This is a genomic window from Caldimonas thermodepolymerans, from assembly GCF_015476235.1.
Lineage (GTDB): Bacteria > Pseudomonadota > Gammaproteobacteria > Burkholderiales > Burkholderiaceae_C > Caldimonas > Caldimonas thermodepolymerans.
The window spans coordinates 3,666,001-3,692,165 of sequence record NZ_CP064338.1 but is presented as its reverse complement, the minus strand read 5'-3'; the positions used below and the strand labels follow the sequence as shown (position 1 = coordinate 3,692,165).

Sequence of the window (26,165 nt, the reverse complement as noted above, 5' to 3'; positions counted from 1 at the left end):
CAGGTTTCCAGTCGTTAGCCGTAGCGCGAGAGGTCCAGGCCTTCCATGTCGATCTGCGGCGTGCGGCCGCTGACCAGGTCGGCGATCACGCGCCCGGTGCCCACCGCCATGGTCCAGCCCAGCGTGCCGTGGCCGGTGGCCAGCAGCAGGTTGGGCAGGCGGCAGGGGCCGAGGATGGGCGTGCCGTCGGGCGTCATCGGGCGCAGCCCGGTCCAGAAGGTGGCGCGGGCGAGGTCGCCGCCGCGCGGGAACAGGTCGGTCAGCACGAAGGCCAGCGTCTCGCGCCGCGCCTCGTCCAGGCGCAGGTCGTAGCCGGACAGCTGCGCCATGCCGCCGACGCGGATGCGCTCGCCCAGGCGCGTGATCGCGACCTTGTGCGTCTCGTCCATGATGGTCGACTCGGGCGCCTGCGCAAAGTCGGCGATCGGCACCGTGATCGAGTAGCCCTTGACCGGATAGACCGGCAGGCGCAGGCCCAGCGGCCGGGCCAGCAGCGGCGAGTAGCTGCCCAGCGCGAGCACGTAGCGGTCGGCGCGCATCGGCCCGCGGTCGGTGTGCACCGCGGCGACCTCGCCGCCGGCTTCCTCGATGCGCTGCACGTGCACGCCGAACTCGAACTTCACGCCCAGCGCACGCGCCATCTCGGCAAGCCGCTGGGTGAACAGGAAGCAGTCGCCGGTCTCGTCGCCGGGCAGGCGCAGCGCGCCGACGAACTTCTCCTTCACCGTCGCCAGCGCCGGCTCGTACTGCAGGTAGCCGTCGCGGTCCAGCACCTGGTAGGGCACGCCGAACTGCTGCAGCACTTCCACGTCCTGCGCCACGCCGTCGAGCTGCTTCTGCGTGCGGAACAGCTGCAGCGTGCCCTGCGCGCGCTCGTCGTAGCGGATGCCGGTCTCGGCGCGCAGCTCGCGCAGGCAGTCGCGGCTGTATTCGGCCAGGCGCACCATGCGCGCCTTGTTGATGCGGTAGCGCCGGGCGGTGCAGTTGCGCAGCATCTGCAGGCACCAGCGCCACATCGCCGGGTCCAGCTGCGGCCGCAGGATCAGCGGCGCGTGCCGCATCAGCAGCCACTTGATCGCCTTGACCGGCACGCCCGGGCCGGCCCAGGGGGCCGAGTAGCCGGGCGAGACCTCGCCGGCGTTGGCATGGCTGGTTTCCATCGCCGGCGCCTGCTGCCGGTCGACGACCGTGACCTCGTGGCCGGCGCGCGCCAGGAAGTAGGCGATCGACACGCCGATCACGCCGCTGCCCAGAACCAGTACCTGCATGTCTTGCTCCTGTGTCCGCCCCGCAGGGCCCGCCTGCGTGTGCAATTCGGGTGCCAGACGCTCGGGGCGCCTGAAATCAAGGACTTGCATCGAGCACGCCACCACGTGCTGTAGCGATTTCAGTACAGCCTGCCTGGAGATTTCCTCGGCAGGGGTGCGGACTGGCCGAAAGAAACACGGAAAACCGGCCTCGTGGCACCGGCGTCACGAAATCGTGACGGTGTCACGAATACGATACGGACATGCGCCTGCAGATCCTGTTCACCGACCGCGTCGGCATCGCCCAGGAGATCCTCGCCGTGCTGGCCGCGCGCCTGCTCGACGTGGTCGCGGTCGAGGTCGATCCGCCGCACATCTACCTGGAAGCCCCCGGGCTGAGCGCGGCGCTCTACCCCGAGGTGCGCGAGGCGCTGATGCAGGTGCACGGGGTGCGACGCGTCACCGAGCTGGCGATGCTGCCCGGCGCGCGCCGCCGGCTGTACCTGGACGCGCTGCTGGCGGCGCTGGCCGACCCGGTGCTGGTGGTCGACGACCACGGCACGGTGGTGGTGGCCAACCCGGCCGCGGCGCAGGCCTGCGGGCTGAGCGAGGACGCGCTGGCCGGGCGCACGCTGGCCGAGCTGACCGGCGACGCGCAGCTGGCCGCCGCGGTGACGGCGCCGGGCGACCGGCTGCCGGTGCGCGAGGTGCAGTTCGGCGGCCAGCCCTACCTGCTGGAGGCCACCGCGCTGCACGAGGCCGGCGGCCACGTGGCCGGTGCGGTGGTGACGCTGCACGCGCCGCACCGCCTCGGCGAGCGGCTGAGCGCGCTGCAGAACTACAGCGCCGGCGGCTTCGAGGCCATCCTGGGCCATTCGGCGGCGATCCGCCAGCTCAGGCAACGCGCCGCGCGGGTCGCGCAGGTGGATGCGCCGCTGCTGATCCGCGGCGAGACCGGCACCGGCAAGGAGCTGGTCGCCCATGCCTGCCACGCCGGCAGCCGGCGGCGCGACCAGCCGTTCTTCGCGCTCAACTGTGCGGCCCTGCCCGAGAGCCTGGCCGAGAGCGAGCTGTTCGGCTACGCGCCCGGGGCCTTCACCGGGGCGCTGCGCGGCGGCCGGCCGGGGCTGCTGGAGCTGGCCGACGGCGGCACGCTGTTCCTCGACGAGGTGGCCGAGATGTCGCCGTACCTGCAGGCCAAGCTGCTGCGCTTCCTCAACGACGGCAGCTTCCGGCGCGTGGGCGGCGAGCGCGAGCTCAGGGCCGACGTGCGCATCATCAGCGCGACGCACCGCTCGCTGGAGGACATGGTGGCCGCCGGCAGCTTCCGGCAGGACCTGCTGTTCCGGCTGGACGTGCTGCAGCTGTACGTGCCGCCACTGCGCGAGCGGCGCGAGGACATCCTGCCGCTGGCGCAGGTGTTCATCGAGCGCGCCTGCGCCCAGGCCGGGCGCCCCCGCGCGCGCCTGAGCCGTGCCGCCGCCCAGGCACTGCTGGCCAACCCCTGGCACGGCAACGTGCGCCAGCTGCAGAACGTGATCTTCCGCGCGGTGACGATGAGCGACCGCTCGGTGATCGACGTCGACGACCTGGAGCTGGCCGGGGCCGCGACCGCGCCGGCGCCGGAGCTGGGCGACGAGCAGGTCACCAGCCTGCACGAGGCGGTGGAACGCTACGAGCGCGCGCTGCTGCAGCGCCTGTGGCCGCAGTACCCGTCCACGCGCCGGCTGGCCGAGCGGCTCGGCACTTCGCACACCGCGATCGCCGCGCGCCTGCGCAAGTACGGCATCCCGGGCGGCGGCACGCCCTGAGCGCTCAGCCGCGCGCCGGGATCCTCAGCCCGCGCTGCACCGCCGGGCGCGCGAGGAACGACTGCAGCACGCGCTGCACGTTCGGGAAGTCGTCGAAGCCGACCAGCTCGCCGGCGCCGTAGAAGCCGACCAGGTTGTTGATCCACGGGAAGGTGGCGATGTCGGCGATGGTGTACTCCTCGTCCATGATCCAGGTGCGGCCCTGCAGGTGGCGCTCCAGCACGCCGAGCAGGCGCTTCGCCTCGGCCACGTAGCGGTCGCGCGGGCGCTTGTCCTCGTACTCGCGGCCGGCGAACTTGTGGAAGAACCCCACCTGCCCGAACATGGGCCCGATGCCGCCCATCTGGAACATCACCCACTGCACGGTCTGCCAGCGGCGCGCCGGGTCCTTGGGGATCAGCTGTCCGGTCTTGTCGGCGAGGTACAGCAGGATCGCGCCCGACTCGAACAGCGGCAGCGGCTCGCCGCCCGGGCCGTCGGGGTCGATGATGGCCGGGATCTTGTTGTTCGGGTTGAGCGAGAGGAACTCGGGCGAGAGCTGGTCGTTGGTCTCGAAGTTCACCAGGTGCGGCTCGTAGGGCAGGCCGGTTTCCTCCAGCAGGATCGACACCTTCACGCCGTTGGGCGTGGGCAGCGAGTACAGCTGCAGCCGGTCGGGGTGCTGCGCGGGCCACTTCTTCGTGATCGGGAATCGGGACAGGTCGGTCATGACGGCCTTTCTTCGGAAACGGATGGCGAAGACGACCGTGCATTGTTGCAGCGCCGCGCGATGCGCCAGGCGCAGCCGGGGCACGGCCTTGCCGGCGGTGGGGACGCCAGCCGGCGCCGTCCCCCCGGGGGGGGGGGGCTGCTGCGCCTGCGGCGCGCTCAGCCGTCGACCAGGGCGTGCGCCGGCGCCGGCAGCGCCAGGGCCTGGGGCGGCAGCGGGCGGCTGAACAGGAAGCCCTGCAGCTCGTCGCAGCCCTGCGCGAGCAGGTAGCGCCGCTGCGCCTCAATCTCCACGCCTTCGGCGACGACGCGCAGCTTCAGCCGGTGCGCCAGCGCGATGACCGCGTCGGCGATGGCCGCGCCGTCCGGGCCGCAGCCGATGGTCTGCACGAAGGAGCGGTCGATCTTCAGCACGTCGATCGGGAAGCGCTGCAGGTAACCCAGGCTGGAGTAGCCGGTGCCGAAGTCGTCCAGCGACAGCCGCACGCCGATCGCCTTGAGGCGGCGCAGCATGTCCACCGCCGCGTCCGGCTCCTGCATCAGCATGCTCTCGGTCAGTTCCAGCTCCAGCGCGCGGGCCGGCACGCCGTGGCGCGCCAGCGCCTGCTGCACCACCGTGTCGAGGTGGCCGCTGGTGAACTGGCGCGCGGCGACGTTGACCGCCACCACCGCGTCGCTCCAGCCCTGCGCGATCCACTCCCGGGCCTGCTGGCAGGCGCGGTCGATCACCCAGGCGCCCAGCTCGAGGATCAGGCTGCTGCGCTCGGCCACCGGGATGAACTGCCCGGGGGCCATCAGGCCGGCCTCGGGATGGTCCCAGCGCAGCAGTGCCTCGACGCCGCACATGCGGCCGCTGCGCGCGTCGACGCGCGGCTGGTAGTGCAGCAGCAGCTGGTCGCGTTCGACCGCACGCTTGAGCGCGGCTTCCAGCTGCAGGCGCTCGACCGCCTGGGCCTGCAGGTCGGCGGTGAAGAAGCAGAAGCGGTTGCGCCCCAGCTCCTTGGCGTGGTGCATCGCGGCGTTGGCATTGCGCAGCATCTCGACGCCGCTGTGGCAGCCGTCGGCCGGGTGCACGCTGATCCCGATGCTGGCGGTGATGTAGACGTCGCGACCCCCCGACAGCGGCACCGGCTCGCGGAAGGTGTTGAGCAGGTCGCGCGCCAGCAGCGCCGCCTCGCCCGGCTCGGACAGGCGGCCCGGCAGCACCAGGAACTCGTCGCCGCCCAGGCGCCCCAGCAGGTCGCCCTGGCGCAGGCGCGACTGCAGGCGCGCGGCCACGGCCTGCAGCAGCTCGTCTCCGACCGGATGGCCGAAGCCCTCGTTGACGAACTTGAAGCCGTCCAGCCCGACGTGCAGCGCCGCGGCCTGCCCGTCCTGCCACTGGGCCTGCGCGATGGCCTGGTCCATGCGCGCGAGCAGCAGGCGCCGGTTGGGCAGCTGCGTCAGCGGGTCGTAGTGGGCCAGGCGCTCGAGCTCGGCCTCGTTGTGCTTGAGCCGGCTGATGTCGGTGAACACGCCGACGTAATGCGTGTGCTCGCCGTCGTCGTCATGCACGCGGGTGATGGTCAGCCACTCGGGATAGATGTCGCCGTTCCTGCGCCGGTTCCAGATCTCGCCCTGCCAGCACCCGTCCCGGTCGATGGCCTGCCACAGCGCGCGGTAGAAATCCGCGTCGTGGCGCCCCGAGCGCAACAGCGAGGGCTTGCGTCCGACCACGTCCTCCAGCGCGTAGCCGGTGATCTCGGTGAAGGCGCGGTTGACGGTCCGGATGTTGCCATGGCGGTCGGTGACCATCACGCCGTCGCGCGTGCTCTGCAGCGCGACCGCCCAGGGGCGCAGGTCGGTCTCGCGCTGCTTGTGCGCATCGATGTCCTGGCTGATGCCGAACACGCCGACCAGCTCGCCCTGCGCGTCCAGCAACGGCCCCACCGTGGCCGCATAGGCGTGGCGGCCGCTCGGGGTGGTGAGCTTGCGCTCGGTGCGCAGGGGCTGGCGCTGCGCGAGCACCTCCTGCTCGCGGGCCTGCAGCATGGCGGTTTCGTCGGGCGGGAAGAACTCGTCGGCGGTGCGGCCGAGCATCTCCTCGGGACGCACGCCCAGGCGCCGGCAGGCTTCGCGGTTGGCGAACAGGTAGCGGCCCTGCGTGTCCTTCGCGTAGATCGCGTCGGGCGAGCCCTGCACGATGGCGTCCAGCAGCCACAGCCGCCGTCGCATCGCGTCCAGCACCGCGGCCTGGCGGAGCCGGTCGCGCCGGTGCAGCACCCAGCCGAGCAGCACCAGCGTCATCAGGCCCAGCACCGCGGCACGCGTGGCTGCGGCGGCCTCCAACCGGTCCGCCACCACCAGCCAGCCGGCCGCGGCAACCGCGTAGCCGCCGGCGGCGAGCCAGAGGGTGGCGTCCACACCGCGCCGCGGGGCGGTGCTGTCGGAAGGGGATCGGGGACAGGGCATGAAAGGGAACATCCGGCGCGGCTGCGCCGCGATAGGCAGGATCAGACCATGCCCCTGGATCCGTGCCATTGACCGGCATCAAGCCGCGCCGGTCGTTTCCGGCCCGCAGCCGCCGGTGACGCGGCTGAGGGTTGCCCCGGATCAATGTGTCGCCGTTACATTAGTAAGCAGCGGTGTAGCGCTTGCGGATGTGCTGCGGGCGTTCGACCTCGTCCAGGATGGACACCGCCAGGTCGGCGACCGAGATGCGCGCGGGCTGGTCGCCGTCCATCAGCAGCTCGTCGGCGCCCAGGCGGTACTTGCCGGTGCGCTCGCCGGGCTCCAGGCGCGCGGCCGGCGACACGAAGGTCCAGTCCAGCCCGGTTTCCTGGCGGATCAGGTTCAGCGCCTCGCGCGCGGCCAGCGCGCCCTGCTTCCAGGCCTCGGGGAACTCGGGGGTGTCGACCAGCTGCACGCCGGGCTTGACGTACAGGCTGCCGGCGCCGCCGACCACCAGCAGGCGCTTCACGCCGGCGCGCTTGACGCCCTCGAAGATCGCGCGCGTGCCGCGCAGGAAGGTGTCGTAGAGCTGCGGGTCGCTCCAGCCGGGGTTGTAGGCGCTGATGACGGCGTCGTGGCCGGCCACCGCGGCGGCGACCTGGGCGGGGTCCAGCACGTCCGCCTGCACCACGGTCAGGCCGTCGCGCGCGGCGAGCTTGCCCGGGGTGCGTGCCAGGGCGGTGACCTGGTGGTCGCGCTGCAGTGCTTCGTCCAGCACGGCCGAGCCGACGAATCCGGTGGGTCCGATGAGAGCGAGTTTCATGGCTTCCAGCCTTTCTTGCGGTGCGTGAAGGAACGAGCCTCACACCCTACGGCAAAAAGAAAACCTGAACTAGACTCGCAAGGTTGATTTTGAAATTCAGAAAAACTGAATGATCGACCAGCTCAAGCGCATGGCCGTGTTCGCGGCGGTGGTCGAGCACGGGTCGATGCACGCGGCCGCGCGCGCCCTGGGCACGACGCCCTCGGCGGTCAGCCAGCAGGTGCGCGCGCTGGAGCAGGACATGGGCGTGGCGCTGCTTCACCGCTCGCCGCGCCGGCTGCGCCTGACCGAGGCCGGAGAGCGCTTCCACGAGGGCTGCGCCGCGATGGTGGCGGCCGCGCGCCGGGCCGGACAGCAGCTGATGCAGCTGCGCGATGCGCCGGTCGGCGAGCTGCGCGTGGCCTCGCCGGTGGGCTTCGCGCGCCACCTGGGGCCGGCGCTGGCGCCGTTGCTGGCGGCCAACCCGGGCCTGAGCCTGCACCTGGAGGTCAGCGACGAGCTGATCGACCTGGTCGAAGCGCGCATCGACCTCGCCGTGCGCTTCGGCCGCATGCCCGACTCGAGCTGGGTCGCGTAGCGGCTCGCCAGCCTGGACATGGTGCTGTGTGCCGCGCCGGCCTACCTGGCGCGGCGCGGCATGCCGGCCAGCCCGCGCGACCTGCTGCAGCACGACTGGCTGCGCCTGCCGCCGCGGCAGGTGGGCGCGCAGCTGGAACTGCACGGCCCGGGCGGCGCGGTCGAGCGGCCGCGGCCGCCGGCGCGCGTGACGAGCAACAACCAGCTCGCGCTGCAGCAGATGTGCGAGGCCGGGCTGGGCATCGCGGTGCTGGGGCTGCAGGACTCGGACGCGGCGCTGCGCGCCGGCACGGTGGTCGCGGTGCTGCCGCAGTGGCGCCCGGCCCCGCTGCCGATGTACGCGGTCACGCCGCGGCGCGATTCGCAGCCTGCCAAGGTGCGCCACGCGATCGCCGCGCTGCAGGACTACCTGGCCGGCCTGGCCGGCAGCCTGTCGCTGGCCAGCGTGCTGGCCGGCAGCGCGTAGGATCGCGGCATGGACGGACGACTGTTGCCCTGGCTGCTGTGCCTGGCCGCGCTGCCGCCGGCGGCCGCGCAGAGCGCCTGGCTGTACGGCGAACGCCATGACCATGCCGACCACCAGCGGCAGACTGCGGCGGACATCCGCCGGCTCGGCACCGAAGGCCGCCTGCACGCGGTGGTGCTGGAGATGGCCGAGCGCGGGGCCGACACCCGCGGGCTGCCGCGCGACGCGGCCGAGGACGCGGTGCGCGCCGCGCTGCGCTGGAACGACGCCGGCTGGCCCTGGCCGCGCTACCGCGAGGTGGTGATGAACGCGGTGCGCGCCGGCGTGCCGGTCCATGGCGGCAACCTGGCGCAGGCCCGGCTGCGCGAGGCCATGCAGCGGCCGCACTGGGACACCGCCATCCCGGCCGAGGCCCGTGCGCGCCTGCTCGACGCGGTGCGCGACGGCCACTGCGGCCTGCTGCCCGAGGCCCGGCTGGTGCCGATGGCGCGCATGCAGATTGCGCGCGACCGCAGCCTGGCGCAGGTGGTGGCCGAGGCCGCGGCAGGCGCGCCTGCCGACGCGGTGGTGGTGATGCTGGCCGGCGCCATGCATGCCTCGCGCGCCAGCGGCGTGCCGCTGCACCTGGCGGCGCTGGCGCCGCAGCTGGGCATCCGCAGCATCGGCTACGCCTCGGCCTACGGCGAGACGGCCGAGCCCGGCTTCGACGAATGGCGGCCGGCGCGCCCGGAGCCGCCGCAGGACCATTGCGCCGCGCTGCGCGCGCGCGGCCTGCCTTCCGTTCCCGCTTCCACTTCCCCGACCTCGCGATGACCATGACGACTTCCGCCGCCGGCCCGCTGCAGGGCCTGAAGGTGCTCGAACTGGGCCAGCTGATCGCCGGCCCCTTTGCGGCCAAGACGCTGGCCGACTTCGGCGCCGACGTGATCAAGATCGAACCGCCCGGCTCGGGCGACCCGCTGCGCCAGTGGCGCCTGCTGCACAACGGCACCAGCGTGTGGTGGCAGGTGCAGTCGCGCAACAAGAAGAGCGTCACGCTGGACCTGCGCCAGCCCGAGGCGCGCGAGATCGTGCGGCGCCTGGCCGACGAGGCCGACATCCTGATCGAGAACTTCAAGCCCGGCGTGATGGAGAACTGGGGCCTGGGCTACGAGGCGCTGAGCCGCAGCAACCCGGGGCTCATCATGCTGCGCATCAGCGGCTACGGGCAGACCGGTCCCTACAAGGACCGCCCGGGCTTCGGCGTGGTGGCCGAGGCGATGGGCGGCCTGCGGCACCTGACCGCCGAGCCGGGCCGCGTGCCGGTGCGCGTGGGTGTCAGCATCGGCGACACGCTGGCCTCGCTGCACGGCGTCATCGGGGTGCTGATGGCGTTGCACCACCGGCACCGCACGGGGCGCGGGCAGGTGGTCGACGTGGCGCTGTACGAGGCGGTGTTCAACTGCATGGAAAGCCTGCTGCCCGAGTACAGCGCCTTCGGCGTGGTGCGCGAGCCGGCCGGCTCGGCGCTGCCCGGCATCGCGCCGAGCAACGCCTATCCGTGCCGCGACGGCTGGGTGCTGGTGGCGGGCAACGGCGACTCGATCTTCAAGCGCCTGATGCACGCCATCGGCCGCGACGACCTGGGGCAGGACCCGCAGCTGGCGACCAACGTGGGGCGCGTGGCGCGCGTCGAGGAGATCGATGCGGCGATCGGCGCCTGGACCCGCGAGCGCGGCGTCACCGAGGTGCTGGAGGCGCTGGCCGCGGCGCAGGTGCCGGCCGGGCGCATCTACACCGCGCGCGACATCGCCGAGGACCCGCACTACCGCGCGCGGGACATGATCCTGCCGGTCCGGACCCACGACGGCCTGACGGTGGAGGTGCCGGGCATCGTGCCCCGGCTGAGCGAAACGCCCGGCGGGATCCGCCGGCGTGCGCCGGTGCTGGGCGAGGACACCGACGCGGTGCTGAAGGAAGCGGGCCTCACCGAGGCCCAGATCGCCCAGCTGCGCGAGCGCGGCGTGATCTGACGCTGCCGCGCCCGCGCGCGTGGCCGTTCAGCGCGACGGCTGGCGCGCCGGGCGCTGGCGGCTGCGCGCCGGCTCGGCGGCGGGCTCGGACGCTCCCGGCACGGCGCCCAGGTTGGGCACCTTGTTGGCCGCGGCTTCCAGCGCGTCGATGGTGGCGCTGATGGACTGCAGCTGCTGCTGCAGGCGGGCGCGTTCCTCGGCCAGCTGGCGGGTCTCCGACTGCAGGCGCGCCTGCGCGGCCACGCCCTCGCGGATGACCTGGCGCTGGGCCTGCAGCTGCTCGGCCAGCTCGCCCTGGCGGCGGCGCGCCTGTTCCAGCTGGCGGCGCGTGGCGGCGATGCGCGCGTCCAGCTGCATCTTCTCCAGGTCGGGTGCGGCCAGCGTGACGGTCTGCTCCGCCATGCGCGTGTACAGCGTCTCGGCTTCCTTCGCGTCGGTGGTGCGGCCGATCCACCAGAAGTCCTGGCCCTTGAGCAGCGCGACGTAGTAGTTCAGGTTCTCCGGTTCGAAGAACAGCGCCGCGGCGAACGGGCCGTTGTAGGTGGTGCGCATCTCGTTGACCTGGCGCGACTCGATCAGCGCGGTCAGCTCGCGCATCAGCGCGGGCGGCTGGCGCGGCGCGGAGGCCGCCTCGGGCGGGGGTTCCACCGCGGACGCCGCGGGGGCGGCCGGCTCGGCGGCGGCCGGGCGTCCGGACGCGGCAGGTCGCTCGCCCGGCCAGAACGAGGCGTCAGCCAGGGCGGTGGCAGGGATGGCGAAGGCAGCGAGGAGCGCGACGTGGCGGAACAAGGTCATCAGTTTTCTCCGGGGCCCGTGTCGGGGGTAGGCGAACCGAGCACCGGGGTGCCCGGCTCGGCCAGCAGTTCGTGTTTGCGCATTTTCTCCCACAAGGTCTTGCGGCTGATGCCCAGCGCGCGCGCGGCGGCTTCGCGGCGGCCACCGTGGCGCCTGAGGGCGTCGATGATGCGCAGGCGCTCCTGGCTCTGGTCCATGCGCCAGGCCGGCTGCGGGGTCGCGGCCTCCGCGGGGCGCGGGAAGGCCAGCTCGTGGCTGTCGGCAAAGATGCCGTCGAAGCGCTCCCGGTCGAAGCTGCGGTAGCGGGCGAACAGCGCCGCGGTGCGCTGCGCCAGGTTCATCAGCTCGCGCACGTTGCCGGGAAAGCGCCGCGCGGCGACCTGCTCGACGATCCACGGCGGCAGCTCGACCTGCGCGTGCGGGTCGACCTTCTGCATGGTGCGCTGGAAGAAGGTGGCAAACAGCAGCACCTTGTCGTCCGGGCCGCGCGTGTCGAGCGAGGGGATCGCGATCTCGATCACCGCGATGCGGTAGTACAGGTCGGCGCGGAACCGGCCCTCGCGCACCATCTCGCGCAGGTCGCGGTTGGTCGCGGCCACCAGCCGGAAGTCGGTCTGCACCGGCTCGGTGGCGCCGACCGGCCAGACCACGCCATCTTCCAGCGCGCGCAACAGCTTGACCTGCTGCTGCAGCGGCAGGTCGCCGATCTCGTCGAGGAACAGCACGCCGCCGTGGGCCTGCACCAGGTGGCCCTTGTGGGCGCGCGAGGCATTGGTGAACGAGCCCTTGGCGTGCCCGAAGAACAGCGATTCGAACAGCGTCTCCGGGATCGAGCCGCAGTTGACCGGCACGAACGGGCCCTTGCCGTAGCGCGGGTGGCCCTGCGCTACGGCGCGCGCGAACAGCTCCTTGCCGGTGCCGGTCTCGCCGATCAGCAGCACCGGGCTGTCCACGCAGGCGTAGGCGCGGCAGTCCTCGATCAGCTGCGTCACGCGCGGCGAGCGGTGCAGGATGCTGGCGCTGAAGTCGTCCTCGTCCGTCGGTGCCCGGCGCGCGGCCGGCGCCATGCCGTGCGAGCGCGGCAGGATGCCCAGCTCGACCAGCCGGCTGCGCAGCTGCGTGAACGTGAAGTCCTCGTGCAGCACGACGGGGTTCTTGCCCCCGATCCAGTACAGCGCCGGCGGCTTGGAGCCGATCCACAGCACCGGCAGGCCCTGCACCAGGTCCCAGTCGGCCTGGCGGAAGCGCGGGTTTTCCAGGAAGCCGGTGCCGACGATCGCGCCGTCGAGCTGCGCGTGGCCGTCGTTGAACTGCTGCCATTCCTCGCAGCACGTGAAGACGTTGGCCTGGACATCGGCCACGTCCAGGCACCTGCGGACTCGGGTGGCGAACTCGGTCGCGCCTTCCAGCAATAGCAGGTTCACCGTCATCTCGCTGCGTCGTAAGACCTGGGCATCATGGGTTGCAAAGGTCGATCAAAGGTCAATAAACCAAGCCGGCCTGGTTGCACGACACCGTGTCCAGGCCGACGTCGGCCGCGCCCAGCTGCACGCCGAGCAGGCGCAGCACCGGCACCAGCACCGCATCCAGCACCTGCAGCAGGGGCGTCAGCAGCGGCAGCAGCAGGTCCAGCAGGCCGCTGACGACACCGCTGACCAGGCCGCCGACCAGCCCGCCCACCAGGCCCAGCAGCCCGGACTCGCTCAGCACCACGACGTTGAGGTTGCCCGGGCGCAGCTGGTCGCGCAGCGCCCCCACCACGGTGCCGAGCACCGAGCCGACCGCGTTGTTGTCGACGGTCTGCATCAGCGGCGGCGCGCCGGTGAATTCCAGCCGCTGCCAGCCCTGCTGGCCGCCGGAGGCGCCGCCCGTGCCGACCGGCACGACCAGCGCGTCCTTCACCGACACCCGGATCAGCCCGAGGACGTTGAGCAGCGTCGCGCCGCGCACGCGCTCGTGCAGCGGGCGGTGGGTGTCGCTCAGCGCGTCGTCGTCGATGTCGCCGACGACCACGTTGGCCAGCGAGGCGTTGGCGTCGATGGCCGCGCGCGTGGCCGAGCGCGGCACGCCGCACTGCAGCTCGGCCAGGCGCGCCTGGCCGGCGGCCACGTCCAGGTACAGCGGCAGGTGCACGGTGTCGCCCAGCAGCGGCGCGACCCGCACGTCCAGCTTCAACCCGATCTGGGCGCTGCGTGCCTGGGTGTACCAGCGGCCCTCGGCGTCCTGCCCCGGCGGGCCGTAGGCCAGCGACGGTGGCGAGATCACCACCAGCCCGGCGCGGATGCCCAGCACCCCGGGCACCTGCAGCCCGAGGTCGGGGATCTCGATGAAGTGGCCCCGGTTGGCCACCATCGCCGCGGCGGTGACCAGCCCGAACACGTTGACGCGGGCCTCGGTGGCGGACTGCGCGGTGGGCAGCGACAGGTCCAGGATGTCGGCCAGCCGCACCGTCACGCTGCGCAGGGGGGCGCTGACCGCGTCGAGCAGCAGGTGCAGCGCGCCGCCGGCAGCGCTGTCGAGCACGCCGTCCTGGCCCAGCGCGGTGAGGATGCCGTCGTAGAGGACGGGCAGCGTCAGCCCGGCCTGCAGCAGCTCCTCGAAGTTGCCGACGCCCAGCGCCTCCTTCAGCGGCCCGAGCCGCACGTTGGCGTCGGCCAGCGCCCGGTAGCCGGCCGCGTCGATGCTCAGGCTGGTGCCGAGCAGCCCGCGCAGCAGCGCGTTGAGCAGGCGCGACTGCTCGGTGTCGATCGAAGCCAGCCGGCCGCCGACCGACAGCCCCGCCGCATCGACGCGCGCGGCGATCGCGCCGACCTCGATGGTGCGCGCGCCGGCGAAGAAGAACAGCGGCACGTCGCGGCGCAGCACGACCTGGGCGGCGTTGAACGGCTGCAGGCCGCTGGCGAAGTACGAGGGCGGCGTGCAGCCGCCGGTGCGCCACGGCGGGCAGGCCTGGGTCGGCCCGGCCGGGTCCCAGCGCCCCAGCGTGGCGGTCACCACGCCGGCGTCGGCGTCGAAGCCGTTCAGTCGCGCCACTTCCTGCGCGGTGCGCTGGGCGTCGTCGGGGCGCTGCGCCGCGGCCTGCGCGGCCGCGTCGGCCGCCTTCTGCATGTCCCGCTTGACGAAGAACAGGTGACCCAGGTCGATCGCGAACGCCGCCGCCACGATGGCGATCGGCAGCAGCAGCGCGGCCAGGATGGCGATGGCGCCACGCTGGCGGCGCGGACCGGGGCGTGGGGACCGATCAGCGCGCACCACCGCCCGTCCTCGCGCCGTGCAGGGGGTCGGTGGCCTGCGGCATGCCCGCCGCGGGCGCATCGCCGGCCGATTTGGCCTGGGCCTGCGCCGAGCGGGCGCGGCCTTCCAGCCAGGTCGGCCGTCCGGCCTGCGTGCCCTGGGCCTGGAAGTCGAGCAGCCGGCGCACGCTGTCCCCGGTCGCCACGCCGGTGGCCGGCGCCGCGGGGGCCGGCTTGGGGGCCGGGGCGGCGACGGCGGCGGACGGCGCGGCCGGGGCTTGCGCGGCCTGCACTGCGGAGGCCTGCGGTCCGGCCGGCGCGGTCACCGGCGTCACCGTGCGCGGCGTGGCCGTCGGCCGGGCCTCGGCGACGGGCTTTGGCTCGGCCGGCCGGGCGGCGGCCTCGTGGCGTTGCAGCAGCGGCGGCTGGGTCCAGCCGGCGTCCGGCGCGGCCTGGGCGGCGGCGCCCAGGCTCAGGCCGCAGGCCAGCGCCACCGCGCACAGGGGGCGCCGGGGCCGGGCAGGGACGAAGGCGAGGGAAGGCAGCATGGCGGTCTTCGGTCTTTCTTCTTCGGGCGGGGGACATCCCTGGCGGGCGGCGTTCACTGCGCCCAGCCGGGGGCGGCGGGCGCATGGGGCACCAGCGCGTGCGTGACGCGCGGCTGCAGCAGCACGGCGGACGTGCCGCCGCGCCGGGGGGCAGGCGCCTGCGCCGTCGGGGCGGTCTCGGGCGGGACCTGGGCGGTCGACCAGCGGGCAGCTTCCCGCTGGATCGCGGCGCGGCGATCGCGATCGAGCTGGAAGTGGTCCATGATCCGCTCGGCGTTGCGGGGCCGCCCGCGCAGGATCTCCAGCACGGCGATGTTGCTCCACACGCGCCGGTCCTTCGGGCCGAGTTGCCCGCCCTTGTACAGCGCGATCTGCGCGGCCTCCAGGTCACCGGAGGCCAGGGCGGCATAGCCAAGGTTGTTGAGGATGTCGAGGTTGGTGGGGTCCTTCGCTGCTGCGGCCTGGAAATGGGCCTTGGCCTGTGCGTAATCCCCATTCTCCGCGCAGATCAGCCCCAGCCCGTTGTGTGCTTGTGCGGCGTAATCCGCGACCTGCGCGAGTTTGTCGTAGATCTGCCCGGCTTCGTCAAGGCGCCCCACCTTGCGCAGGGCGGTGGCGCGCAGGAAGCGGGTCTGCGCGCTGGCCTGGAACTGGGTGTCGTACTTGTCCAGGTAGGCGAGCGACGCGTAGTACTGGCCGCCGGCCTGCATCTTGTGGATCAGTTCCAGGTACAGCCGCGCCTCGTCCGGCGCCTTGGCCTCGACGGCCGGCGGCACCGGCCGCTCGGCGCTGCGCGCGGGCTGCTGCAGGCTGGAACATCCGGCCAGGCTGAGCACGAGGGCGCCCAGCAGGGCGCGCCAGGCGAGGCCGGGGTGCGGGTCGGAATGGATGGCGTTCATCGGATTACCCTCCCATGCGTTCCAGGCTGCGCAGGATGCCGAGGAAGCCCGGTCCGGCGGTGAGCAGCAGCAGGGCCGGCAGCATGGTCAGCACCATCACCATGGTCATCTTCACGGTGATCTTGCCGACCCGCTCGCGCAGGGCCATGCGGCGTTTCTCGTGCAGGCGTTCGGAGAACGTCTTCAGCGAGGTCGAGACGTCGCCGCCGTAGCGCTCGATCTGGCGCAGCAGCGACACCAGTTCCAGGAAGTCGTCGTCGTGCATGCAGGCGGCGATGTGGTCCATCGCGTCCATGCGCGCCCGCCCGGCGTAGACCAGACGGTTGGCTTCCTCCAGCTCGTGGCCGATCACGTCCAGGCCCTGGTCGCGGCTCTGCCCGAGCGAGTACAGCGACTGCTCCATGCTCAGGCCCACGCTCTGCAGCAGGCCGACCAGGTCGACGAACAGCGGCAGCTCGGCGCGGAAGCGCGCCACCCGGCGCGCCGCGACCGCGTGCAGCACCAGCTTGGGCAGCAGCCAGCCGGCGATCGCGCCGCCGACCGGCAGCAGCCAGCCGGGCGCGCCCTTGCCGCTGGAGCCCACCGACGCCAGCGCCCCGACGGCCAGGCCGAGCGCGGCCAGCGCGAAGCGCAGGCCCATGAAGATCCACCACGCCGAGGGGGCGCGCCAGCCGGACTGCTCCAGCAGCTGCCGTTCCTCGCCGTTGCCCTGCGATTCCGGCGCCAGGGCGCGGCCGATCGCCTCCAGCGCGCGGCTGAGGCGCGAGCGGTGTGCGCCGTCGTCGGCGTGTTCGATCACCGCGTCGGCACCGGCGGCCCAACGGGCCGCGAGCGCCGACGCCCGGCGCTGGGTCCAGCGGCGCTGCAGCAGCCACCAGGCGCCCAGCAGCACCACGCCGGAGATCAGGGCCACGCTGATGCCGATGGCGATCGGGGCCCATTGGAGGCTGTTTCCCATCATTCCTTGATCCTCGCCAGGCGGGCCAGCAGGACGATGCCGCTGACCATCAGCGCGAGCGCGACGGCCAGCAGCGTGCGCCCGGTCGGGTCCTTCAGCATCAGCGCCATGTAGCGGTAGTTCGTGATGAAGATGAACGCGCCCAGCCCCGGCACGAGCAGGCTCAGCAGCAGGCCCGACATCTTGGTCTCGGACGACAGCGCGGCCAGCTCGGCCTGCGCTGCCACGCGCGAGCGCATCCACTCGGCGATGCGTTCCAGCACGGTGTCCACGCGGCCGCCGTAGCGCTGGTTCAGGCGCAGGATGGCCGCCAGCAGGTGCAGCTCGGAAATGTCATAGAACTTCGCGACCTGCGTCATCGCCTGGTCCAGCGACAGGCCCGCCTGCTGGCGCAGCCCCACCTGCAGGAACACGTCGCGGATCGGGCCGCGTGCGTCCTTGGACATCGACAGCAGCGCCGCGGGCAGGCTGGCGCCCACGCGCGTGATGCGCACCATGCCGTCGAGGAAGTTCGGCAGCTCCACGACGATCTGCGCGCGCCGGCGCTGCCCCCGCCACACCAACGCGAGCCACGCCAGCACGAGCACCGTGCACGGCACCAGCGGGACCGCCCACCACGGCGCGAGCAGCGCCGCGACGACCGCACACAGCAGGGTGCCGATCGCCAGCCGGATCGCGAAGCCGCGCGGGTCGGTCACGCCGCACTTGCGCAGCCAGGCACGCACGCGGTCCTTCCACGGCCAGTCGGGCAGGTGCAGAGTCTCGGCGGACGCGCCGGGGTGCAGCGCGCCGACGGCCAGCGGCGGGCGGCTCTTGCGCCACACCAGGACGGCGGCGGCCAGCAGGCACAGCGCCGCGAACAGGAAGGCCAGGGCGCTAACCACGCGAGACCTCCTCGTGCGCCCAGTTCTGCAGGCCCTGCGACCTGGGCTGGTAGTGGTGCAGCTTGCGCGTGTGCGGGCGCAGTCCGTTGTTGATCCAGTAGTCCTGCAGCGTGCCGTCGGGCAGCGTGCGCGGCTCGTAGCGGAAGTGCTCCTGCAGCGCGACGATGTTGTCGCCCATGCCGGTGACCTCGGTGATCGACAGCACGCGGCGGCGCCCGTCGGCCAGGCGCGCGACCTGCACGATGATCTCCAGCGCCGAGGCGATCTGGCGGCGCAGCGTCACTTCCTGGCCCGGGAAGCCGGCGAAGCTGAGCAGCAGCTCCAGCCGCTGCAGCGCCTCGCGCGGGCTGTTGGCGTGCAGCGTGCCCATCGAGCCGTCGTGGCCGGTGGTCATCGCCTGCAGCATCTCCATCGCCTCGGAGCCGCGCACCTCGCCGACGATGATGCGGTCCGGGCGCATGCGCAGCGCGTTGCGCAGCAGGTCGCGCGCGTCGATCGCGCCGGCACCGTCATGGCCGCCGGGGCGCGTCTCCAGGCGCACGATGTGGCGCGCTTGCAGGTTCAGCTCGGCGGTGTCCTCGATCGTGACGATGCGCTCCTGCGGCCGGGCGAAGCTGGCCAGGATGTTCAGCAGCGTGGTCTTGCCGCTGCTGGTGCCGCCGCTGATGAGGATGTTGCAGCGGTTCTGCACCGCGGCCTGCAGGAACTCCAGCATCTCCGGCGTGAGCGTGCCGTGGTCGATCAGGTCCTTGGCCTTGAGCGGGTCGGCCGGGAAGCGCCGGATCGACAGCGTCGGTCCGTCCAGCGCCAGCGGCGGGATGACCACGTTGATGCGGCCGTACAGCGGCAGGCGCGCATCGACCATCGGGCTGGATTCGTCCACGCGCCGGCCGGTGGGCAGCAGCAGGCGGTAGATGATGCGCATCAGGTGCCATTCGTCGATGAAGACGAGGTCGCTCGGCTCGATGACGCCCTTCTTGCCGATGAAGATGTTGTACGGGCCGTTGACCAGGATGTCCTCGACCTCGGGGTCGCGCAGCGGGCCTTCCAGCGGCCCGAAGCCGGTCAGCTCGTTGGTCAGGTCGTCGATCAGCTGCTCGACTTCCTTCTCGTTGAGCGGGATGCGGATCTCCTGGATCAGGCGGTCCATCTCCAGCGCGACGAAGCGGCGCACGGCCGGCTTGGACATCACCGCGAAGTCGTGGCCGAGCTCGTCGGTGCGCTCGACCAGCTTCTCGTGGGCCCAGGCCTTGAAGGTGAGGTATTCGGCGCTGACCTGGATGTTGTTGCGCGGCTGATCCAGCGTAGACATCGGCTGCGGGTTGTTCATGGCGAGTTCTTTCTGTGCTCGGCTCAGGTGCCACGGCCCATGCGCTGGGCGGGCCACCAGGACATCCACTTCGACAGGCCTTCGCGCGCGGCCGACGGGCCGGCATGTCCGGCCGCATCGGAGGCGGGCGCGACGCGCTCGACCAGCGGGTGCAGGGCGCGCACCCAGGGATCGCGCGGGGTACTCTTGGTCAGCAGCGTGGCGGCGTTGGCCGCATCGACCAGCGCGCGGCGACGCTCGGGCAGCGTGGCCCACAGCGGCAGTTCCAGCGACTTGGCGATGTAGGCCGGCGTCAGCCCGATGCCGTCGTCGACGCGGTTGACCACCAGCCCGACGCTGTCGGGCGACAGTCCCTTGAGGCGTTGCAGCAGGCGCTGCGTGGCCATCACGCTGCGCAGGCTCTGTTCGGCCACCACCAGCACGCGGTCGGCCTGCTGGACGACCTGGTCGGACAGTGCCGACTCGACGCCGGCGCCGACGTCGGCCACCACGAGCCGGAAGTGGTGCCGCAGGATGCCCAGCAGCTGCGACGCCGGCGCCAGGCGCGGCTCCCCGGGTTCGCCGAGGTGGCGCGGCAGGATGCGCAGGCCGTGCTGCAGCGGCAGCGCGTGGTCGAAGTAGTGCCAGTCGCAGCGCGCGAGCTGCTCGAGCGCCTCGATGAAGCCGACCTTGGCGGCGGTGGCGGTGTAGGCCAGGCAGTCACCGACCGGCTGGCCGAAGTCCAGCAGCAGCGTGCGCCCGCGCTCGCGCTGCGCGGCGGCCAGGGCCGCCAGGTGCAGGGCCAGCGTGCTGGCACCCACGCCCGGGTGGGCCGAGACCACCGCGATCCAGCGCGGCGCGCCGGCCTTCGCGGACGCCGCGGGGGCGGCGGCGAGCAGGTGCTGCTGCACCAGCTTGCGCGCCTCCTGCGGCGCAGCGTCGAGGCGCACGAAGTCCTGCGCCTTGAGCCGCATCGCGCGCACCATCGACTCGGGCTCGGCATAGCTGCCCAGGCCCAGCACCTTCAGGCGCGGCGCGCTGGCCAGCGCCACCTCGGCAAGCGACTGCGCGGGCGCGGCGGCTTCGGTGCAGTCCACCAGCAGCGGGGCGCCGGGCAGGTCGCGCAGCTGCGCGAGCAGCCCTTCGGCGTCCTCGGCGGCATCGAGCACGACGGCCACGTCGGCCAGCGTGTCGCGCAGCCACGCGACCTTGGACCAGTCGGGGCTGAGCACCAGCACGGTGGGCGAGGCGGGACGGTTCATCGGGCGCGTCCCTTCAGTCGCTCAGGCCGGGGGCCGCGGCGTCGTCGTCCTTGGGCGCGCGGCCGTCGCCCGGCAGGAACATCGCGCGGCCGAGGCTGAAGCGGGTGCGCTCGAGCTCGGCGCCGGGCAGCGGCGGCAGCTCGGCGCCGGCGGCCACCGGATGCACCAGGCGCGGGGTGACGATGATGGCCAGCTCGGTGTCGGTCTTCTGGTAGGAGATGTTGCGGAAGAACGCGCCGATGATCGGCAGGTCGCCCAGCAGCGGCATCTTCTGGATGTTCTGCTGCATCTGCCGGTTGACCAGGCCGCCGATGATCAGGCTCTCGCCGTCGCCCAGCGTCACCGAGGTCTCGACCTGGCGCGTGGTCAGCGCCGGCACCTCGAAGCCCTGGATCAGCACCGCGTGCTGGTAGTCCAGCGCGCTGACCGTCGGCGCGACCTGCAGCGCGATCTTGTCCTTCGAGACCACGGTGGGCACCAGGTCCAGGCCGACGCCGTACTTCTTGTACTGGATCGTGATGGTGTTCGAGCCGTTGCCCGAGCTCTGCGGCACCGGCACCGGGATCTCGCCGCCGGCGAGGAACGAGGCCTTGTGGCCGCTGCGTGCCACCAGCGTCGGCTCGGCCAGCACGTGCAGCAGGTTGTTGGCCTCCATCAGGCTCAGGTAGCCGCTCAGGCCGTTGGCGCCGACGCCGGCCACCAGGTTGAAGGCCTGCGCGATCGGCGGCACGCCGCTGACCGTGATCGGGCCGCCGGTGCCGGTGCGCGTCACCGCGGGCAGCGAGATGCCGCCCAGCGTGTTGGGCGAGAACACGCCGAAGGTGAAGCCCGCGGTGCTCGAGAAGATGTTGATGCCGGCCTGGTTCAGCAGGGTCTTGCTGAACTCCACCACCTTGACGCTGACCTGCACCTGCTCGCTGACGCGGATCACCGAGCGGTCGATCACCGTGCCCTCGGGGCCGGCGGCCTTCTTCGCCAGCGTGAGCGCTTCCTCGTGCGCGCCCGCGTCGTCGACCTCGCCGGACAGCACCACCACCTCGCCGTCGGCCTGCACCTGCGGCGCGCCGGGGCGCAGCGAGGACGGCACGGCCGCGTTGACGCTCACGCGCCAGCGCATCGGCTCGGCGCGCTGAGGCAGCCACACCAGCAGCGTGGTGCTGCCGGGCGCCTTGCCGGTGACCAGCAGCTCGCGCCCGCCGGTGCGGCTCAGCACGTCGATGCCGGCCACCGCCGGGTTGCCGAGCGACAGTCGTTGCGCCGCGGCGGGCAGCTTCAGCGTGGTCTGCTCGCCGACGCCGACGCGCAGCACGGCGTCCTGTTCGGCGGCAGCGGCGGTGCCGAGCCACGGGCCGGGCGTCGCGGCGCCGGTGATCGCCAGGGCGACGGCAACGGCCAGGCGGGCCGGCAGCGAGGGGCGGTGCGGTTTCATAAGGGCATTCCCGGTCGAACGGTTCATGATTCGGTGGAGCAGGGCGTTCTTCGTTGCGGGCCGCATGGCCGTCAGTCGGAGACCACGGACTTCTGGTCGCCGCGGTAGATCTCGATGCGTGCGCGCGGCGCGCCGGCCGCGCCGGTGGCCGCCGGGCGGGCGGCCGGGCCGGGCTGGCGCAGGCCCGGCAGGCTCACGCCGGCGTAGGCGCGGTTGTCGCCCTGCTGCAGCACGGCGGCGCGTTCCCGGGCCGTCGCGCGCGCGGGCGGCAGCACCTCGGGCAGCGGCGCGAAGGCGGTCGCGTCCGGGGTGGCCTCGTCGTCGGGGCGGCGCAGCGCCAGCTGCAGCTTGCCGCCTTCGGCCGCCATCACCAGGCGCGGCACGTCGCCGACCGGCACCTGCAGCACCACGGCCGAGACCGGCTGCTGGCGCGTGGCGGCCTGGGCCGTCTCCTCGGCGCCGGGCGGCACGCTGGCCGTCTCCACCGTCTGCGGGCCGACCGCCAGCACGCGCAGGCGCGACAGCAGCAGGCGCGACTGCGCGGCGCTGGCCGCGACGCTGGCGCGCTCGCGTTCGGACAGGCCGGCGTTCGTCGCAGGCAGCGCGAAGAACACGTCGACCCAGTCGCCCGGCTGCAGGTGCTCGCCGACCGCGATCACCTTGTCCACGTGGATGGCCACGGCGCGATGGCCTTCGGCGACCTGCGCGGACAGCCCGCCCAGCAGCTGGCGACCCAGCACCGGTGCGCCGCTGCCGATCGCCACGCGCGGCACCTGGCCGATCGCGCGCGCCGGGTCGCTCAGCCCGCCGGCGGGCAGCGCCGCCTGCATGTCCAGGCGGACGTCGTCCTCACCGATGGCCTGGCCCGGCTGCAGCGCGCGGGCGGCCACCACCACCGGCACGGTCGGCCGCGGGGCCTCCGTGTCGCTGGTCGCGGCCGACGAGGCGGCGGGCGTCGTCAGCGCCTTGCGGGCAGTGTGGTAGCCGAATCCACCCAGCGCCAGCGCCAGGAGGACCAGCAAGGCGAGCACGAATTTGGTCGTCGCGTTCACGTGTACCTCGTTGGAGTCAAATCAATCGCCGGCCGGCTGCGGGCAGCCGGAAAGCAGGGTTCAGGTCCCGGGTGTCAGCAGGTGGTCGGGGTCCACCTGCATCGTGGCGCTGCCGGTCAGCTGGTCGGGCAGCATGCGTTGCAGGCCGGGCAGGGGCGGAATCAGCGGGCGCTCGGCATAGGGGTAGCGCACCGCCACCGACACGCATTCCCATTGCGCCTGGTAAGGGCAGGTCGTCCAGGCGGCCGTCACGGCCGCGTCGGCATCGAAGTTGGCGTGCACGCGGGTGAGCCAGTCCAGGCTCTCGCGCGCGGCGGCGCGGGCCGCCTGCGTGCGCGCCTGGCGCGCCGCCACCGCGTTGGTCGCCGGCTGGTAGCGCAGCGCCGCGCGGACGCCGTTCTGGGCCGCGAGCGTGACGATCTGCTGTGCGGCGAACGCGAAGCCGTAGGTCAGGATGCCCCACAGCAGCATGAAGAAGGCCAGGAAGACGATCGCGAACTCCACGGCCGCCGCCCCCCTGGCACGGCGGGCGGCCCTCGTGCGGGGCGGGCGGCGACGGTCGCGACGTTGCATGAGCGTTCTCCCTGTTGGACAAGAAAGCGGGGTCGGGGTGAGCCCGGGCTGTCTGGGCAGCCTCGTGGCGGTTCACACCGGCAGTTGCCACCCCATCAGCGGTTCACCGACGTAGGCCCAGAGGAAGGCCAGCGCGATCGCCGAGCCGAGCGGCAGGCCGCGGCGGCTCTGGTCGTGCAGCGCATCCAGCCAGCCCCAGGTGCCGGCATGGCGACGCCCGACGACGCGCGCGAGCAACCAGGCCAGTGCCCAGGCCCCGGCCAGCAGGGCGGTGGCGAGCAGCACGGCCGGCAGCTTGGCGGCCCCGAGCAAGGCCCCGCAGGCGCCCAGCAGCTTGACGTCCCCGGCCCCGAGCTTGCCGGCCAGCCAGCCCGGCAGCAGCAGGCCCATGCCCAGCGCTGCGCCGGCCAGGCCGCCGGCCGGCGACGACACCGGCAGCCCCGCCGGCGGCCAGGTCCAGGCGACCGCCGCCAGCGCCCAGCCGCCCGCCACGAGGGCATTGGGCAGCCGCCGGTGGAGCGCGTCGGACCAGAAGGCCGTCAGCGCCCACGCGAGCACGAGCAGGAGAAAGGCGGAGGTCATGGATATTCACCGGACGCAAGGCTGGAGTTCGCTTTTCGAATGGCGCGGTGTTTCGTGGCCGGGTCACAAAAAAGGCCGCGATCAGGGCAGGGCGTTCGAAATGGACTCGAACACGGCCTCCAGCTTGTCGCCCAGGCCACCCAGGACCGTCACGAGCACCACGGCCACCAGCCCGGCGATGAGGCCATATTCGATCGCCGAGACGCCCGATTCGTCCTGCCAAAAAGCCTTCAACTTATTCATTCTTGAACTCCTGTGTGCGGGGTAGCGAAGAGCAGATGCGGGTACCGTCGCCTGGGCAGGCGCCCGTTACATTCGCGCACAAAAATATGCAATCGATGTGCCACAATGTGCCACGAAATCAGTACGCTGAAGAAACTGCGCAGGATGTCACGCTGCGGGGCGGCCGTCTCCCTCTTTGGGGGAAATTCATGGGCGCGCACAACCTAATCTGCAGGTCTTTTATGCGGATTTATGCATTTTGAGCGGGGAATCTCGGGGCGGCGCCGCGGATGGAGGTGCGGCGAAGGTGTTACGTTACGTAGGAGACGTAACGTGTGCCGTTACCTTGGATACGTTTAGGTGACGTAACGGCTGCTCGCAGCAGGCCTGCGAAGCGCACCCCGTTGCGGGGTGCGCGAGGGGGAGGGCCGGGAGGGGCGGCGGCCCGCAGGCCGCCGCCGGACGCTCAGCCGCGCAGGCCGAGCAGGGCGCCCAGGCCCGACAGCAGGCGGCCCTTGGACAGCTCGTTGAGCAGGCCCTGGATGCCGCAGCCCAGGCCGTCGAGCAGGCCGCCCGCCGGGCAGGCGCCGCCGCCGGTGCCGGCTTGCAGGCCGTTGAGCAGGGCCAGCAGGACCTGGTCCAGCGTGTCGAGCACCGTGGGCAGGACGCCGGTCAGCGTGCCGCCGACCACCTGCACGATCGAGCCGACGGTGGCGGTTACCAGGCCGTTGAGTGCGCCGTTGCCGTTGGCCAGTTGCAGGCTGCCGAGGATCTGCTCCAGCGTGTCGACCAGGCCACCCTGGCGGGTCAGGGCGTTGCCGAGGTTGGTCACGGCGGTCTTCAGCGCGCTCAGCGTGGCCGTCGTCGCGCCCGGGGCGAGGTCGGCCAGCACGTAGTCGAGCAGGCCGATGCGTTGGCCGAGGCCGGTCAGCTCGGTGACCAGCTCGGTCAGGCGCGAGATCAGCTGCGGGCCGGTCAGCTGGCCCTTGCCCAGCTGGTCCAGCGTGGTCGACAGCGAGGCCAGGGCGACCTGCAGTTCGGTCAGGGTCGCGCCCAGCGTGGTGCCGGCTTCGGTGCCCAGCTGCGGGACCAGCGCCGTCAGCCCTTCCAGCGCCCCGCGCAGGTCGTTGCTGTCGGCGGGGTGGTCGACGGTCTGCGCCAGTGCATTGAGCAGGCTGGTCAGGCCGGCCACCAGCGTGTCCAGCGAGACCGGGGTAGTGCCGCCGCCCGAACCGCCACCGTTGCCGCCGCCACCGGAGCCGCCGCCGTTGTCACCACCGCCGGAGCCGCCACCGTTGTCGCCACCGCCGGAGGGCGGCGGCGTTTCCGTGTCGGGGCCGTTCGGCGGCGCGAAGCGGGAGACGAAGTTGGCGACCGCTTCGAGCGAGTTGCGCGCCGGCTGGCCGTTCTTGGCGCCGATGCCCGACAGCAGCCAGGTGCAGGCGACCGAGCGGGGATCGCCGGACAGGTTGCAGTCGGCCACGGCGCGCGACAGCGTCGTGAACAGGGCCAGCGCCTGGGCGTCCTGGCTCACGCGACGGCTGAGCTGACCGTTGGCGCCGACCAGGCCGTCGTAGTACTGGAACGCCTGCGCGAGCTTGTCCGCATGGGCCAGCGAGACCTGGGTGCCGTTGCTGCCGGTGAACTGCAGCACGTGGTAGAAGCTGGACGCCGCCGCGACGGTGGTGGTGTCGTTGACCGTGATCTGCTTCGATCCGCCGCAGGCCGGCACCGCAGCTGCCAGCACGGTGGCCCCGTTGGCCTGGGTGGCGGAGCCGGCAATGCCGCCGGCTGCGACCGCGAGCTGGCGGGCGTTGGACGAGCAGTCCGCGTCCACGGACCAGCTGCCGGTGGTCGCCGTCGTCGTCCGGGCCACGACGCTCGAGGCCGTGGCGCTGTCGGTGCGCTTTTCCACGATCGAGACGGCGGCCTGCTGCACGGCTTCGCCGCCGGACAGCACGCGGCCCTCGAGTCCGTCGTCCGATCCGCCACCGCCGCCGCAACCGGCGATCAGCAGCGAAGCGGCGAGTGCGGTGGGCAGGCAGGTGTATTTCGCATAACGAGCGAGTCGTTTGGGCATGTCCATGGGAATCTGTGTAGAGGTTGAACGACCGGCTCCCGACCGCAAAATCCAGGCCATTACCCGCGCCGCCTCTCGTTACCCGGACAAAAACCGGGAAAACAAGCACTTAGCGCCGGTTTCCGGGAATACGCCCGACCCCGGGTGTTACGCCGCGCCCGTGGAAGCGAAACGTTTCGTTACCCCGGTGGCGCAGGCTCGAAACGTTTTTCCGCGGTGGAAACCAATTGAGAGGAAGACCGGCGGCGCGCTGAGGCATGCTCCTG

At 72.5% G+C, this 26,165-nt stretch carries 24 protein-coding genes; 5 read left to right on the top strand and 19 right to left on the bottom strand.

Annotation, left to right across the window (positions count from 1 at the left end; genetic code table 11):
• Positions 1–14: 14 nt before the first annotated feature.
• Positions 15–1,358: a D-amino acid dehydrogenase gene (locus IS481_RS17435; protein ID WP_336470040.1), complete on the bottom strand. Its 1,344-nt coding sequence runs from the start codon at positions 1,356–1,358 to the stop codon at positions 15–17.
• A 152-nt stretch (positions 1,359–1,510) separates the two neighbouring features.
• On the opposite strand from IS481_RS17435, the gene IS481_RS17430 reads away from it, so the two are divergent.
• Complete coding sequence (locus tag IS481_RS17430; protein WP_104358849.1) at positions 1,511–3,058, top strand: sigma 54-interacting transcriptional regulator; 1,548 nt, start codon at positions 1,511–1,513, stop codon at positions 3,056–3,058.
• Positions 3,059–3,062: 4 nt separating this feature from the next.
• Here the strand turns inward: IS481_RS17430 and IS481_RS17425 are convergent, their stop codons facing one another.
• The 3 genes from IS481_RS17425 to IS481_RS17415 form a co-directional block, all read right to left on the bottom strand.
• Positions 3,063–3,767 carry a glutathione binding-like protein gene (locus IS481_RS17425; protein ID WP_104358848.1) on the bottom strand — a complete coding sequence of 235 codons (705 nt, stop codon included), beginning with the start codon at positions 3,765–3,767 and terminating at the stop codon, positions 3,063–3,065.
• Between the two features lie 158 nt (positions 3,768–3,925).
• Positions 3,926–6,169 (bottom strand): putative bifunctional diguanylate cyclase/phosphodiesterase, encoded by a 2,244-nt coding sequence (locus IS481_RS17420; RefSeq protein WP_104358847.1) that lies wholly within the window; start codon positions 6,167–6,169, stop codon positions 3,926–3,928.
• A gap of 208 nt (positions 6,170–6,377) precedes the next feature.
• The gene (locus tag IS481_RS17415; protein ID WP_104358846.1) at positions 6,378–7,019 is read right to left on the bottom strand and encodes an NAD(P)-dependent oxidoreductase; all 642 of its coding nucleotides are present in this window, start codon (positions 7,017–7,019) and stop codon (positions 6,378–6,380) included.
• 109 nt (positions 7,020–7,128) lie between these two features.
• Between IS481_RS17415 and IS481_RS18555 the strand changes: the two genes are divergently transcribed.
• The 4 genes from IS481_RS18555 to IS481_RS17400 are packed head-to-tail and all read left to right on the top strand — an operon-like array spanning position 7,129 to position 10,073.
• On the top strand, positions 7,129–7,596 hold the full coding sequence (locus tag IS481_RS18555) for a LysR family transcriptional regulator (protein ID WP_336470041.1): 468 nt from the start codon (positions 7,129–7,131) through the stop codon (positions 7,594–7,596).
• A gap of 12 nt (positions 7,597–7,608) precedes the next feature.
• The gene (locus tag IS481_RS18550) at positions 7,609–8,061 is read left to right on the top strand and encodes a LysR substrate-binding domain-containing protein (protein ID WP_336470042.1); all 453 of its coding nucleotides are present in this window, start codon (positions 7,609–7,611) and stop codon (positions 8,059–8,061) included.
• A gap of 9 nt (positions 8,062–8,070) precedes the next feature.
• Positions 8,071–8,874, top strand: a complete 804-nt coding sequence (locus tag IS481_RS17405; RefSeq protein ID WP_104358845.1) for a ChaN family lipoprotein — start codon at positions 8,071–8,073, stop codon at positions 8,872–8,874.
• Complete coding sequence (locus tag IS481_RS17400; RefSeq protein WP_104358877.1) at positions 8,871–10,073, top strand: CaiB/BaiF CoA transferase family protein; 1,203 nt, start codon at positions 8,871–8,873, stop codon at positions 10,071–10,073. Before IS481_RS17405 ends, IS481_RS17400 begins: the two co-directional genes overlap by 4 nt.
• Before the next feature lie 27 nt (positions 10,074–10,100).
• On the opposite strand, the gene IS481_RS17395 is transcribed toward IS481_RS17400, so the two are convergent.
• The 15 genes from IS481_RS17395 to IS481_RS17325 all read right to left on the bottom strand — a co-directional run bounded on the left by IS481_RS17395 (position 10,101) and on the right by IS481_RS17325 (position 25,899).
• Positions 10,101–10,868 (bottom strand): DUF2968 domain-containing protein, encoded by a 768-nt coding sequence (locus IS481_RS17395; RefSeq protein WP_104358844.1) that lies wholly within the window; start codon positions 10,866–10,868, stop codon positions 10,101–10,103.
• Complete coding sequence (locus IS481_RS17390) at positions 10,868–12,298, bottom strand: sigma 54-interacting transcriptional regulator (RefSeq protein ID WP_104358843.1); 1,431 nt, start codon at positions 12,296–12,298, stop codon at positions 10,868–10,870. Before IS481_RS17390 ends, IS481_RS17395 begins: the two co-directional genes overlap by 1 nt.
• Positions 12,299–12,350: 52 nt before the next feature.
• Positions 12,351–14,120, bottom strand: coding sequence for a TadG family pilus assembly protein (locus IS481_RS17385; protein ID WP_165908678.1), 1,770 nt, complete (start codon positions 14,118–14,120; stop codon positions 12,351–12,353).
• A complete protein-coding gene (locus tag IS481_RS17380) occupies positions 14,110–14,649 on the bottom strand; it encodes a hypothetical protein (RefSeq protein WP_114699319.1) in 540 nt (179 codons plus the stop codon). The genes IS481_RS17385 and IS481_RS17380 overlap by 11 nt, the downstream gene beginning before the upstream one ends.
• A gap of 53 nt (positions 14,650–14,702) precedes the next feature.
• Complete coding sequence (locus tag IS481_RS17375) at positions 14,703–15,548, bottom strand: tetratricopeptide repeat protein (RefSeq protein WP_104356420.1); 846 nt, start codon at positions 15,546–15,548, stop codon at positions 14,703–14,705.
• A gap of 4 nt (positions 15,549–15,552) precedes the next feature.
• Positions 15,553–16,506: a type II secretion system F family protein gene (locus IS481_RS17370; RefSeq protein ID WP_170067440.1), complete on the bottom strand. Its 954-nt coding sequence runs from the start codon at positions 16,504–16,506 to the stop codon at positions 15,553–15,555.
• Positions 16,506–17,390 carry a type II secretion system F family protein gene (locus IS481_RS17365; protein ID WP_104356418.1) on the bottom strand — a complete coding sequence of 295 codons (885 nt, stop codon included), beginning with the start codon at positions 17,388–17,390 and terminating at the stop codon, positions 16,506–16,508. Before IS481_RS17365 ends, IS481_RS17370 begins: the two co-directional genes overlap by 1 nt.
• Positions 17,383–18,702 (bottom strand): TadA family conjugal transfer-associated ATPase, encoded by a 1,320-nt coding sequence (locus IS481_RS17360; RefSeq protein ID WP_104356437.1) that lies wholly within the window; start codon positions 18,700–18,702, stop codon positions 17,383–17,385. Before IS481_RS17360 ends, IS481_RS17365 begins: the two co-directional genes overlap by 8 nt.
• 41 nt (positions 18,703–18,743) lie before the next feature.
• Positions 18,744–19,961: a CpaE/TadZ family protein gene (locus IS481_RS17355; protein WP_104356417.1), complete on the bottom strand. Its 1,218-nt coding sequence runs from the start codon at positions 19,959–19,961 to the stop codon at positions 18,744–18,746.
• A 13-nt stretch (positions 19,962–19,974) separates the two neighbouring features.
• A complete protein-coding gene (locus tag IS481_RS17350) occupies positions 19,975–21,390 on the bottom strand; it encodes a type II and III secretion system protein family protein (protein WP_104356416.1) in 1,416 nt (471 codons plus the stop codon).
• Positions 21,391–21,461: 71 nt separating this feature from the next.
• Entirely contained in the window at positions 21,462–22,442 is a 981-nt protein-coding gene (cpaB, locus tag IS481_RS17345; protein WP_104356415.1) for a Flp pilus assembly protein CpaB, read from the bottom strand.
• Positions 22,443–22,502: 60 nt separating this feature from the next.
• Complete coding sequence (locus tag IS481_RS17340) at positions 22,503–23,015, bottom strand: TadE family protein (RefSeq protein WP_104356414.1); 513 nt, start codon at positions 23,013–23,015, stop codon at positions 22,503–22,505.
• Between the two features lie 72 nt (positions 23,016–23,087).
• Positions 23,088–23,597: a prepilin peptidase gene (locus tag IS481_RS17335; RefSeq protein ID WP_104356413.1), complete on the bottom strand. Its 510-nt coding sequence runs from the start codon at positions 23,595–23,597 to the stop codon at positions 23,088–23,090.
• Between the two features lie 81 nt (positions 23,598–23,678).
• Positions 23,679–23,840: a Flp family type IVb pilin gene (locus IS481_RS17330; protein WP_104356412.1), complete on the bottom strand. Its 162-nt coding sequence runs from the start codon at positions 23,838–23,840 to the stop codon at positions 23,679–23,681.
• A 445-nt stretch (positions 23,841–24,285) separates the two neighbouring features.
• Positions 24,286–25,899, bottom strand: a complete 1,614-nt coding sequence (locus tag IS481_RS17325; protein ID WP_170067439.1) for a hypothetical protein — start codon at positions 25,897–25,899, stop codon at positions 24,286–24,288.
• Positions 25,900–26,165: the final 266 nt, after the last annotated feature.

Bases quoted from the DNA above. Each gene is read 5' to 3' on its own strand.
- IS481_RS17435 (WP_336470040.1), bottom strand. From the start codon at position 1,358: ATGCAAGTCCTTGATTTCAGGCGCCCCGAGCGTCTGGCACCCGAATTG.
- IS481_RS17430 (WP_104358849.1), top strand. From the start codon at position 1,511: ATGCGCCTGCAGATCCTGTTCACCGACCGCGTCGGCATCGCCCAGGAG.
- IS481_RS17425 (WP_104358848.1), bottom strand. From the start codon at position 3,767: ATGACCGACCTGTCCCGATTCCCGATCACGAAGAAGTGGCCCGCGCAG.
- IS481_RS17415 (WP_104358846.1), bottom strand. From the start codon at position 7,019: ATGAAACTCGCTCTCATCGGACCCACCGGATTCGTCGGCTCGGCCGTG.
- IS481_RS18555 (WP_336470041.1), top strand. From the start codon at position 7,129: ATGATCGACCAGCTCAAGCGCATGGCCGTGTTCGCGGCGGTGGTCGAG.
- IS481_RS17405 (WP_104358845.1), top strand. From the start codon at position 8,071: ATGGACGGACGACTGTTGCCCTGGCTGCTGTGCCTGGCCGCGCTGCCG.
- IS481_RS17400 (WP_104358877.1), top strand. From the start codon at position 8,871: ATGACCATGACGACTTCCGCCGCCGGCCCGCTGCAGGGCCTGAAGGTG.
- IS481_RS17395 (WP_104358844.1), bottom strand. From the start codon at position 10,868: ATGACCTTGTTCCGCCACGTCGCGCTCCTCGCTGCCTTCGCCATCCCT.
- IS481_RS17390 (WP_104358843.1), bottom strand. From the start codon at position 12,298: ATGACGGTGAACCTGCTATTGCTGGAAGGCGCGACCGAGTTCGCCACC.
- IS481_RS17380 (WP_114699319.1), bottom strand. From the start codon at position 14,649: ATGCTGCCTTCCCTCGCCTTCGTCCCTGCCCGGCCCCGGCGCCCCCTG.
- IS481_RS17375 (WP_104356420.1), bottom strand. From the start codon at position 15,548: ATGAACGCCATCCATTCCGACCCGCACCCCGGCCTCGCCTGGCGCGCC.
- IS481_RS17370 (WP_170067440.1), bottom strand. From the start codon at position 16,506: ATGGGAAACAGCCTCCAATGGGCCCCGATCGCCATCGGCATCAGCGTG.
- IS481_RS17360 (WP_104356437.1), bottom strand. From the start codon at position 18,702: ATGTCTACGCTGGATCAGCCGCGCAACAACATCCAGGTCAGCGCCGAA.
- IS481_RS17355 (WP_104356417.1), bottom strand. From the start codon at position 19,961: ATGAACCGTCCCGCCTCGCCCACCGTGCTGGTGCTCAGCCCCGACTGG.
- IS481_RS17350 (WP_104356416.1), bottom strand. From the start codon at position 21,390: ATGAAACCGCACCGCCCCTCGCTGCCGGCCCGCCTGGCCGTTGCCGTC.
- IS481_RS17340 (WP_104356414.1), bottom strand. From the start codon at position 23,015: ATGCAACGTCGCGACCGTCGCCGCCCGCCCCGCACGAGGGCCGCCCGC.
- IS481_RS17335 (WP_104356413.1), bottom strand. From the start codon at position 23,597: ATGACCTCCGCCTTTCTCCTGCTCGTGCTCGCGTGGGCGCTGACGGCC.
- IS481_RS17330 (WP_104356412.1), bottom strand. From the start codon at position 23,840: ATGAATAAGTTGAAGGCTTTTTGGCAGGACGAATCGGGCGTCTCGGCG.
- IS481_RS17325 (WP_170067439.1), bottom strand. From the start codon at position 25,899: ATGCCCAAACGACTCGCTCGTTATGCGAAATACACCTGCCTGCCCACC.